The following is a 10,193-nucleotide window of genomic DNA, read 5'->3' as shown; positions in this document are numbered from 1 at the left end:
TACGACCCCAACGTCCGTGCGTCGTTCCGGGGCGTGGTGGCACTCGCCATCGAGGGAGTGAGCCGCCACATCCGCGAGGGGCAGAAGGCCGGGACGGTCCGCGCTGGGCTCGATCCGAAGCGCACCGCTGCCTGGCTGACCTGGATGACCGAGCGGGGCCACTACGAGATGGTGTCGGAGGCGAGCAAGCCGGAGCTTGCGAAGCTCGTGAAGGCCCAGGCCGACGTGGTCTGGTTCACGTTGTACGACGGCGTCCGGGCCACGGGCGACTGAGGGCGGCCGCCGCGCTCCGGGGGCGGGTCCCGGTCGCGGTGGTGGCGGCACGCGGTAGTACGTCGGTCAGGGCGCCCGGTCTACCTGTTCGGACATATTGTTCGATACGCTGCGGCTCCAGGCGCCCGCCGAGTCGATCGGCGTGCGCGACCGCCAGGAGAGGACCGACGCGATGAGCACCACCCCCGTCACCAGCGATCGCCCCGAGCCGGTGCAGGCCGCACCCGACGCGACGACGATGTGCGAGGCGTTCCAGGCCACGGCTCAGCGCTTCGCCGACGAGGTGGCCCTGCGCACCCCGGACGGCGCCACCGAGATCACGTTCGCGCAGTACGCGGATCGCGTGCGCTCGATCGCCGCCGGGCTGGCGGCCGTCGGAGTCGGGCGCGAGGACACCGTGGCGCTGATGATGTCCAATCGGCCGGAGTTCCACCTCGCCGACAACGCGGCCGTCCACCTGGGCGCAACCCCCTTCTCCGTCTACGCGACCTCCTCGCCCGAGCAGATCGCCTACCTGCTGCGGGACGCCGCGAGCCAGGTCGTCGTCGCCGAGGAGGCCTTCGTGCCGCGCATCCTCGCCGCGCGCGGCGACGCCGCCCAGCCCTCGACCATCGTGTGCATCGACGGACGCCCTGACGGCACCATCTCCCTCGAGGAGCTCGAGGCGGGCGGGTCGAAGGACTTCGACTTCGAGGCGGCATGGCGGGCGGTCGAGCCCGACGACGTGCTGACGTTGATCTACACCTCCGGGACGACCGGCCCGCCCAAGGGCGTCGAGTTGACGCACGCCAACATGCTCGCCCAGTGCGCCGCCGCCGGGCACGTGCTGCCCTTCCGCCCAGGCGCGACGATGACGTCCTACCTGCCGTCGGCGCACATCGCCGACCGCTGGTCGTCGCACTACAGCCAGATGGTCTACGGCATCCAGGTCACCTCCGTGCCAGACCCCCGCGCGGTTGCCGCGGTGCTCCCGCAGTTGCGCCCGACGATCTGGGGTGCCGTCCCCCGGGTGATCGAGAAGATCAAGGCGGCCCTCGAGGCCGGGATCGCGGCCGAGCCCGACGACGCCAGGCGTGACGCGGTCCTCGGCGCGATCGAGGTCGGTCGCCAGGTCGTACGGCTCCAGCAGGCCGGCGAGGCCGTGCCGGAGGACCTCGCGGCCCGCCACGCCGCGCTCGACGCCGCGGTGCTGGTCAAGCTGCGGGAGAAGCTCGGCCTCGACCAGGCCGAATGGATCATCGTCGGCGCCGCTCCGCTCGCCCCGGACGTGCACGAGTTCATGCTGGCGATCGGCCTGCCCCTCACCGAGCTGTACGGCATGTCGGAGGCGGCGTGCTGCATCAGCTCGGCGCCCGCGGAGCAGGCCCGGATCGGCAGCGTCGGCCCGGCGTTGCCCGGGATCGAGGTCCGCCTCGCGGACGACGGCGAGCTCCTGGTCCGCGCGCCCACGGTCATGAAGGGCTACCGCAACCGTGCCGAGCAGACCGCCGAGGCCGTGGACGAGGACGGCTGGCTCCACACCGGCGACATCGCCACGATCGACGACGAGGGGTACGTTCGGATCGTCGACCGCAAGAAGGAGCTGATCATCAACGCGGGCGGCAAGAACATGTCGCCCGCCAACATCGAGAACACGATCAAGAGCGCGCACCCGCTCATCGGGCAGGTCGTCGTCATCGGGGACCGGCGTCCGTACAACGTCGCGTTGATCGTCCTGGATCCCGACTTCGCGGCGGCGTACGCCACCAAGGCCGGGCTCGGCGACCCTTCGGTGTCCGCCGTCGCCCAGGACCCCACGGTCAAGCAGCTCATCGCCGACGCGGTGGAGGAGGCCAACCAGCGACTGGCCCGCGTGGAGCAGATCAAGAAGTTCGAGCTCCTGGCCGAGGAGTGGCTGCCCGGCGGTGACGAGCTGACCCCGACGATGAAGCTCAAGCGCAAGCCGATCGACGCCAAGTACGACGAGACGATCGAGGCGCTGTACGCAGCATGAGCAGTGCCGATGCGGTGAGGCTGCCGAGCACCATCGGGGTGCTCGGCGCCGGGCAGATGGGGGCGGGTATCGCGCAGCTCGCCACGCAGACCGGGGCGCGGACCCTGCTCTACGACCCCGATCCGGCTGCACGCGAGCGGGGCCGATCCCAGATCGCCGCAGGACTGGACCGGCTCACTGCCAAGGGACGACTCGACGCCGAGGAGCGCGACGCCGCCCTCGCACGGGTCGTCGCGATCAGCGAGATCGCCGAACTGGCGCCCTGCGGCCTCGTCATCGAGGCCGCTCCGGAGCGCCTGGACCTCAAACGCGACCTGCTGCAGCAGGTCGCGGCGGCGGTCGCCCCCGACGCCGTCATCGCGACGAACACGTCGTCGCTCTCGATCACGGAGATCGCGGTGTCGATCCCCGGCCCTGAGCGGGTGGTGGGCCTGCATTTCTTCAACCCGGCCCCCGTGATGCGCCTCGTCGAGGTCGTCGCGGGGCTGGCGACCGCTGCGCCGGCACTCGCCGTCGCACGTGCCGTCGGTGAAGCCATGGGCAAGCACGTGATCGACGCGACCGACATCGCCGGCTTCCTCGTCAACCGCGTCAACCGCCCGTTCTTCCTGGAGGCACTCCGCGTGCTGCAGGAGCGGATCGCGACCGTCGAGCAGATCGACCGGATCATGAGGCTGGGCGGCGGGTTCCGGATGGGGCCCTTCGAGCTGATGGACCTGATCGGGATCGAGACGAACCACGCGGTCGCCGAGTCGTTCCTGCGCCAGACCTACGGCGAGCCGCGCTACCGGCCCTCGCCGATCGCCGCCCAGTTGATCGCTGCCGGTCGGCTCGGGCGCAAGACCGGCGTCGGCTGGTACGCCTATCCCGAGGGCGGCGGGCCGCCGGTCCGCGAGCCGGATCCTCCGCGGCCCGAGGGGGGCGGCGGTGACGGCCGGCTCGTCGTGGTGCTGGGCGATACGCCGGTGGCCGCCGATCTGCGCGGTGCCGCGGAGCAGGCCGGTTTCGCGATCGGTGACGGCGGCACGCAGCAGGACGCGTGGCTGGTCCTCGACGCCGGCCGGCGGCCGGGCGCGGGGACCGGGCCTCGGGCGGTGCTCGTCGACGGCGTGTCCCTGCACCGGTGCGCGCCGCACGCCGCGGGCTTCGGTGCCTTCGGACCGCTCGCCGACGCCGGCCTGGTGGAGGTCACCAGGACACCGCTCACCGAGCCGCTGGCGATCGAGCGCCTGCAGCAGTTCGTCCACGCCCTGGGGAAGTGCTCCGAGCCCGTCTCCGACGGGCCGGGTCTCGTACTGGCGCGCATCGTCGCCTGCGTCATCAACGAGGGCGCGTTTCTGATCGGGGAGGGGGGCGGCAGTCCGGACGACGTCGACACCGGTCTCGAGCTGGGCCTCAACTACCCCCGTGGCCCGATCCGCTGGGCTGACCTGGTAGGGGGCGCACGCGTCCTTGACCTGCTCGACGGCCTCGCCGACGAACGCCGTGAGGAGCGCTACCGTGCCGCCCCCCGGCTGCGCGCGCGTGTGGCGATCGGCGCCAGGCTGGCGGGGTAGGGTCGCGACCCATGACCACCCCATCAGTCGAACCGCTCGTACGTGCGGTGTACGCCGCGCTCGCGGTCGGCGATGCGGACGCGCTGGACGCCGTGCTCGCCCCGGACTTCGTGGGCGAGGTGGCGGACGGGATGCCCGTCGGCGCGGGGCGTCACGAGGGGCCGCAGGCGATGCGTGAGCACGGGTGGTGGGCGATCGGGCGGCGCTACGCGGTGCTCGCGGAGCCCGAGGAGTTCGTGGGGTGCGGGGACGGGCGGTTGCTCGTCACGGGTCGGTACCGCGGCACCCGCCGCGCGGATGGGTTCGCGGTGGACGCTGCCTTCACCCACCTCTGGACATCGCGCGACGGACGTCTGACCGCACTGACGCAGGTGACCGACACCGCGAGGTGGACGCCGTGAGCGCAGACGCCCGGGTGGGCCTCTCGGTGGACGACCGCGTCGGCCTGGCCGAGCTGCGCCTCGAGCGCCCGGACGCCGGGAACGCGATCGATCCCGCGTGGGTGAGCGCGTTCAGGTCGGTGGTCGAGCAGATCGCCGTCCGCGCCGAGGACGGCGGCGACGGGCGCGTGCGCGCGGTGCTCATCTCCGCGGCGGGCAGCGCCTTCACGGTCGGGGGAGATCTGCGGCACTTCGCCGCGCACCGCGAGGACCTCGCTGCCGAACTCAACGCCATGGTGCCGCCGTTCCACGACGCGTTGCTGCGGCTGGCCGAGTTGCCGGTGCCGGTCGTCGCCGCCGTCCAGGGGCCGGTCGCGGGGGGAGGCCTCGGTCTGGCCTGGTGCTCGGACGTGGTGCTCGCCGCGCCGCAGGCACGGTTCGCCACCGGCTTCCACTTGCTCGGGCTCAGCGGTGACGGGGCCTCGTCGTGGTGGCTGCCCAGGCTCGTCGGTCTTCGGCGAGCCCAGCAGATGCTGTTGCAGGGGCGCGTGCTCGACGCCGATGAGGCTCTGGAGTGGGGTCTGATCAGCGAGGTGGTGCCGTCGGACGAGCTCGCCGCCCGCGCCCGGTCGGTCGCCGTGGGACTCGCGGAGGGGCCGACGCTCGCTCTGGGGCGGATCCGGGCGCTGCTGCGTGACGCCTCCGAGACGACGCTGGCCGAGCACTACGCACGGGAGGCCCGGGAGATCGTCGCGTGCGGTGACACCCGGGACGCCGTCGAGGGCACCGCGGCCTTCGCTGAGCGTCGACCGCCCGAGTTCCGCGGCCGGTAGCGGGACGCCACCGCGCGCCTACGTTTTGTACGGACACTATGTCCGATATACTGCCCGCTCGTCCGGCTCGCAACGCGCCGGGACGCCATCGAGAGGAGTCGTATGCGGGATGCGGTGATCGTCGAGGCCGTGCGCACGCCGGTCGGGAAGCGGAACGGGGGATTGTCGACGGTGCATCCGGTCGACCTCTCGGCGCATCTCCTGCGGTCCGTCGAGGAGCGCACCGGCATCGATCCGGCTGTGGTGGACGACGTCGTGTGGGGCGTGGGGGCGCAGGTGGGCGACCAGTCCTTCAACGTCGCCCGTAGCGCGGTCCTGGCCGCTGGCTGGCCGGAGTCCGTGCCCGGCGTGTCGCTGGACCGACAGTGCGGCTCCTCACAGCAGGCCGTGCACTTCGCGGCCGCCGGTCTCGTGGCCGGGCACTACGACGTCGTCGTAGCGGGTGGCGTCGAGTCGATGTCCCGCGTGCCGATGGGGGCTTCGGCCGAGGGCGGCGAGCCCTACGGGCCGCGGATGATCGCGCGCTACGACGGCGTCGTGCCGAACCAGGGCGTGGGCGCCGAGATGATCGCCGAGCGCTGGGGCTTCACCCGCACGGAGCTCGATGAGTACGCGCTCGGCTCGCACGACCGGGCCGCGGCGGCGATCGACGCCGGGCGGTTCGCCGCGCAGATCGCCCCGGTGACCCTCGAGGACGGCACCGTCGTCGACACCGACGAGGGGGTTCGTCGTGGCGGCACCGTGGAGTCGCTCGGGCAGATCCGGTCGGCCTTCAAGGAGGACGGGACCGTCACCGCCGGCAACGCGTCGCAGATCAGCGACGGCGGTGGCGCCCTGCTGATGACGACGTCCGTCAAGGCAGCGGAGCTGGGCCTGACGCCCATCGCGCGCGTGCACGCCGCGGTGCTCGCCGCCAGCGATCCGGTGATCATGCTGACCGCGCCGATCCCGGCGACGGAGAAGGTCCTCGCGAAGGCGGGGCTCGGGCTTCAGGACATCGACTGCTTCGAGGTCAACGAGGCGTTCGCGTCGGTCGCGCTGGCGTGGCTGGCCGAGACCGGGGCCGACCGCGAGAAGCTGAACCCCAACGGCGGGGCGATCGCCCTGGGGCACCCGATCGGCGGCTCCGGCGCCCGGATCATGACCACGCTCGTGCACCATCTGCGCGACACCGGGGGTCGCTACGGACTGCAGACGATGTGCGAGGGCGGCGGTATGGCGAACGCGACGATCGTGGAGGCGCTGTGACGGGAGAGCTGGACGGGAAGGTGGCGATCGTCACCGGGGCGGGCCGCGGGATCGGCGAGCAGGCTGCTCGCAAGCTGGCCGCCGCCGGGGCGCACGTCGTGGTGAGTGATCGGGACGGGGATGAGGCCGCGACCGTGGTCGACGCGCTCGCGACGCCGGGTATCGCCCACGTGGGCGACCTCACGGCCCCCGGCGTCTGCGAGGACCTCGTGCAGTCGGCGGTCGATGCCTACGGTCGCCTCGACATCGTCGTCAACAACGCGGGGTACGCCTGGGACGGGCCTATCCACAAGGTCTCCGACGAGCAGTTCCAGGCCATGCTCGACATCCACACCGTGGTGCCGTTCCGTGTCCTGCGAGCCGCGGCGCCGCACTTGCGCGAGCCGGCGAAGGCCGAGCGGGCGGAGGGGCGGGAGGTCTTCCGCAAGGTGGTCAACGTCGTGTCGCTGGCCGGGGTGATGGGCAACGCGGGTCAGGTGGCCTACGCCGCCGCCAAGGGCGGGGCGGTCGGACTCACCCGCGCCCTCGCCAAGGAGTGGGGCGGCCACCGGATCAACGTCAACGCGGTGGCGTTCGGCCTCATCGAGACCCGCCTGACGGCGGACCTCCCCGAAGCCGCGCGGCAGGGCCTCGCCCAGCACATCCCGCTGGGACGGGGCGCCACGGCCGACGAGGCCGCGCGCGGGATCTACTACCTCTGCTCACCGGGGTCGGACTACGTGCACGGGCAGACGCTGAACGTCAGCGGCGGGCTGTCGGTCGGGATGGCGGGCTGAGTCCGGGCGGGGGCCGCCGACGGCACCGGGGCCGCGGTCAGGCCACGGTGCCCCGCGCGTACCAGGCGCGGGCGTCGAGCGAGAACGGGCCGTCCGGGAGCTGCGCGCGGCACCCCTCGCGCACGGCGGTCTGCTCGTCGGCGTCGAGGCCGGCGAGCGCGACGCCGGCCGGGCCCACCGCGAGCGTGAACGGCTGCCAGAAGTCGTCGAAGTCGGCGTAGTCGGCGCTGACGGTCAGCGTCCCGCCGGTGACCTCGGTCAGCCCGGCACGTTCGAGCCGGTCGGCGATGTCGCCCTCCCACGTCCCGGCGCGCCGATCCTCGCCCGCGGAGTCCGGCCGCACCGCGCGCACGGCCGTCCAGAAGGTCCGGAGCATCGTCATGCCGCCCGTCTGGATGTCCCACATGCACAGGGCGACCGTGCCGCCGGGCCGCGTGACCCGCGCCATCTCGCGAACGCCCTGGTCGGGGTCGGCCATGAACCCGATGACCAGGCAGGCGAGCGCGGCGTCGAAGGTCCCGTCGTCCCACGGGAGGTGCTCGGCCGTGCCCTCCCGGGCGTCGACCCCGGGGTTCCGCGCGGCGCACGCGGCGACGAACTGCGCCGCCGGGTCGACCGCGGCGACCCGCTCCGCGCCGGTGCGGGCGACGAGCTCGGCGGTCAGCCCGCCGGGGCCGCAGCCGACGTCGAGGGCGTGCTGCCCCTCCCGGACGCCGGCGGCGTCCGCGAGCGCCGCGGCGAGAGGCGGTGTGTAGCGCCCCATGAAGCGGTCGTAGTGCTCGGCGGGGGCGGCGAACTGGGGAGAATCAGGCATGGCTTCGTAGGACTCGGTGGTTGCGAGTGTGCGCCCTCGCGGCGGCTCTGGCAAGTGCGGCGCGCGTCGGACGACTTCAGTGCGAGCCCTGATGACGGGTGCGTCCTCCCGGTCTACGGTGAGCGCATGCGCTCAACCGCCCTGTGTGCCGCTGTCGCCCTGGCCTCCGTCGTCGCTCCCACCGTGGCGCACGCGGCACCTGCGTCCGAGCCGTGGGTGGCCCGGCACAACCTGACCTCGGGTCAGTACCAGGCGGCGTTCACGACGTTCACCGGCGCAGGCTTCCGTCTGGCCTCGGTGAGCGGTTACGTCGCAGCGGGCAGAGTCCGCTACGCCGCGGTGTGGCGCAAGGGCGAGGGTCCGCCGCAGACCGCTCGTCACGGGCTTACCGCTGCCGCCTATCAGCAGGCGTTCGATCAGAACGCGAAAGCCGGGTGGCGGGTTGTCGCGGTCAACGGCTTCGCAGCCGGATCGAGCGACCGGTACACGGCGATCTGGGAGCAGCGGACGGGACCGCCACTCATCGCGCGTCACCGGCTGACGCCCTCGCAGTACCAGTCGACGTTCGACGACCTGACCAAGCAGGGCTACCGCCTGCTGCACATCAGCGGCTACACCGTGGGCGGCGCGCCGCGGTACGCAACGATCTTCGAGAAGTCGACGGGCCCCTCCGGCGTGACCCATCACGCGCTCACCGCCTCCCAGTACCAGGCTCATTACACGAAGTACGCGAAGGCCGGGTATCGCCTCAAGCACGTGAGCGGCTACCACGTGAGCGGCAAGGATCGTTACGCGGCCATCTGGGAGAAGGTCCCCGGGCCTGTTGCGCGTGCGCGCAACGGCATCCCCGCCGCGCGGTACCAGCGCGTATTCGACGTCGATCGCTACGAGGGGTATGCGCCCACGCTCGTCCAGGGCTTCGCGTCCGGCAGCACCGTCCGCTTCAACACCGTCTGGCAGAGCCCGTTCCGCGCGCAGGACCTGGCCACGATCCGAGGCACGGTCGGTGCCTTCCTGAAGAAGGCCGACGTGGCCGGCCTGTCCGTGGCGATCGCCAAGGACGGTCGTCTGCTCTACGCCGCCGGGCTGGGCCTCGCCGACCGCGACAACAAGACTTCTCTGGACGTCCACCACCGTCTGCGGATCGGAAGCATCTCGAAGTCGATCACTGCGGTGGCTGTCTACAAGATCATCGAGGAAGGCCGTCTGCCCGGGGGAATGGGGCGGCGTGTGTTCGGCCCTGGGGGAATCCTGTCAGACGTCCCGGTGCCCGCCTCGATGAAGCCGCTGGAGGACGCGACGATCGGACAGTTCCTCTCGCACACCGCGGGGCTTCCGGGACAGAACAGCGGCTACAACGTCAACGACCCGATCGACTGTGCCGCCGGGAACTTGAACCAGCGCATCGCATTCGAGCTCGATCAGCACGCGAAGGCATCGTCGGCCATGGGGCGCCCGCCCCTCCTCGGCGCGCCCGGTGAGCGGGAGGACTACTCCAACTTCAGCCACATCGTCGCCGAGGCGGTCATCGAGCGCATCGTCAAGGCGCCGTACGAGACCTACGTGCGCGCCCGCGTGTTCGCGCCGTCCGGCATCAAGGCGCCACGCCTCTTCAAGATCGGCGCCTACGACCCGAAGCGCGGGGAGTCCAAGCACTACACGAACACGGGCGCGATGCACGAGTGGCCGACATCGCTGAGTTGCGAGTCGAAGCCTCCGGGCACCGGCGCCGGCGGCTGGGCGATGTCCGCCCTGGATCTCCTGCGGTGGTTCGTCAGTGTCGACGGACGGCCCGAGCGGGAGATCCTCAGCCCGATCTCGATCGAGGACATGCTCACGCGTTCGACCCTCGCGAACGGTCAAGAGACCGGGTACGGCCGCAGCTGGATCCTGGACGACCGGGACTGGTGCGGCACGACCGCCCCTATCACCCACGGCCACAACGGCGGCCTCACCGGGGCGTTCTCCAACCTGTTCCAGCTCGACAGCGGCTACAGCCTCGCAGTCATCGGCAACCAGACCGCCAAGACGTGTGACGCCGAGTCGGTCGGCCGCCTGGTCTCCGTGCTGGACAAGATCGACTGGCCGGAGCACGACCTCTTCTGACCCGGATTCGACGCACGACACGAGATCGGACAAACTGTCCGGTCAGTTCGTAGGTTCTGTTAGGCTTTCGCCTCATGAGCCTCGTCGAACGCGACGCCCCCGACTGGGGGGCCCTCATCGAGTACGACCGCGTCCACGGGTCGCTCTACACCGATCCCGACGTCTACGCGGCCGAGCTCGAGCGCATCTGGTACCGGACCTGGGTGTTCGTCGG

At 71.8% G+C, this 10,193-nt stretch carries 8 protein-coding genes and 1 pseudogene; 8 read left to right on the top strand and 1 reads right to left on the bottom strand.

Going from position 1 to position 10,193, the window contains the following annotated elements:
• From ABYE80_RS11485 to ABYE80_RS11455, 7 genes and pseudogenes are all read left to right on the top strand, one after another.
• Positions 1-273, top strand: a pseudogene (locus ABYE80_RS11485) (TetR/AcrR family transcriptional regulator); the annotation flags it as partial.
• 172 nt (positions 274-445) lie between these two features.
• Positions 446-2,266 carry a long-chain fatty acid--CoA ligase gene (locus ABYE80_RS11480; protein ID WP_372790416.1) on the top strand — a complete coding sequence of 607 codons (1,821 nt, stop codon included), beginning with the start codon at positions 446-448 and terminating at the stop codon, positions 2,264-2,266.
• A complete protein-coding gene (locus tag ABYE80_RS11475; protein ID WP_372790415.1) occupies positions 2,263-3,822 on the top strand; it encodes a 3-hydroxyacyl-CoA dehydrogenase NAD-binding domain-containing protein in 1,560 nt (519 codons plus the stop codon). The genes ABYE80_RS11480 and ABYE80_RS11475 overlap by 4 nt, the downstream gene beginning before the upstream one ends.
• Before the next feature lie 11 nt (positions 3,823-3,833).
• Positions 3,834-4,223 carry a nuclear transport factor 2 family protein gene (locus ABYE80_RS11470; protein ID WP_372790414.1) on the top strand — a complete coding sequence of 130 codons (390 nt, stop codon included), beginning with the start codon at positions 3,834-3,836 and terminating at the stop codon, positions 4,221-4,223.
• A complete protein-coding gene (locus ABYE80_RS11465; protein WP_372790413.1) occupies positions 4,220-5,035 on the top strand; it encodes an enoyl-CoA hydratase/isomerase family protein in 816 nt (271 codons plus the stop codon). The genes ABYE80_RS11470 and ABYE80_RS11465 overlap by 4 nt, the downstream gene beginning before the upstream one ends.
• A 102-nt stretch (positions 5,036-5,137) precedes the next feature.
• Positions 5,138-6,283, top strand: a complete 1,146-nt coding sequence (locus tag ABYE80_RS11460; RefSeq protein WP_372790412.1) for an acetyl-CoA C-acyltransferase — start codon at positions 5,138-5,140, stop codon at positions 6,281-6,283.
• Complete coding sequence (locus ABYE80_RS11455; RefSeq protein ID WP_372790411.1) at positions 6,280-7,059, top strand: SDR family NAD(P)-dependent oxidoreductase; 780 nt, start codon at positions 6,280-6,282, stop codon at positions 7,057-7,059. Before ABYE80_RS11460 ends, ABYE80_RS11455 begins: the two co-directional genes overlap by 4 nt.
• Before the next feature lie 37 nt (positions 7,060-7,096).
• Here ABYE80_RS11455 and ABYE80_RS11450 read toward each other — a convergent pair whose 3' ends face one another.
• Positions 7,097-7,873: a class I SAM-dependent methyltransferase gene (locus ABYE80_RS11450; protein ID WP_372790410.1), complete on the bottom strand. Its 777-nt coding sequence runs from the start codon at positions 7,871-7,873 to the stop codon at positions 7,097-7,099.
• Positions 7,874-7,999: 126 nt separating this feature from the next.
• Between ABYE80_RS11450 and ABYE80_RS11445 the strand changes: the two genes are divergently transcribed.
• Positions 8,000-9,979 (top strand): serine hydrolase, encoded by a 1,980-nt coding sequence (locus ABYE80_RS11445; RefSeq protein WP_372790409.1) that lies wholly within the window; start codon positions 8,000-8,002, stop codon positions 9,977-9,979.
• Positions 9,980-10,193: the final 214 nt, after the last annotated feature.

The organism is Paraconexibacter sp. (assembly GCF_041602235.1).
Classification (GTDB): Bacteria; Actinomycetota; Thermoleophilia; order Solirubrobacterales; family Solirubrobacteraceae; genus Paraconexibacter.
The sequence above is the reverse complement of the archived record's forward strand: the minus strand, read 5'-3'. Positions and strand labels throughout refer to the sequence as shown.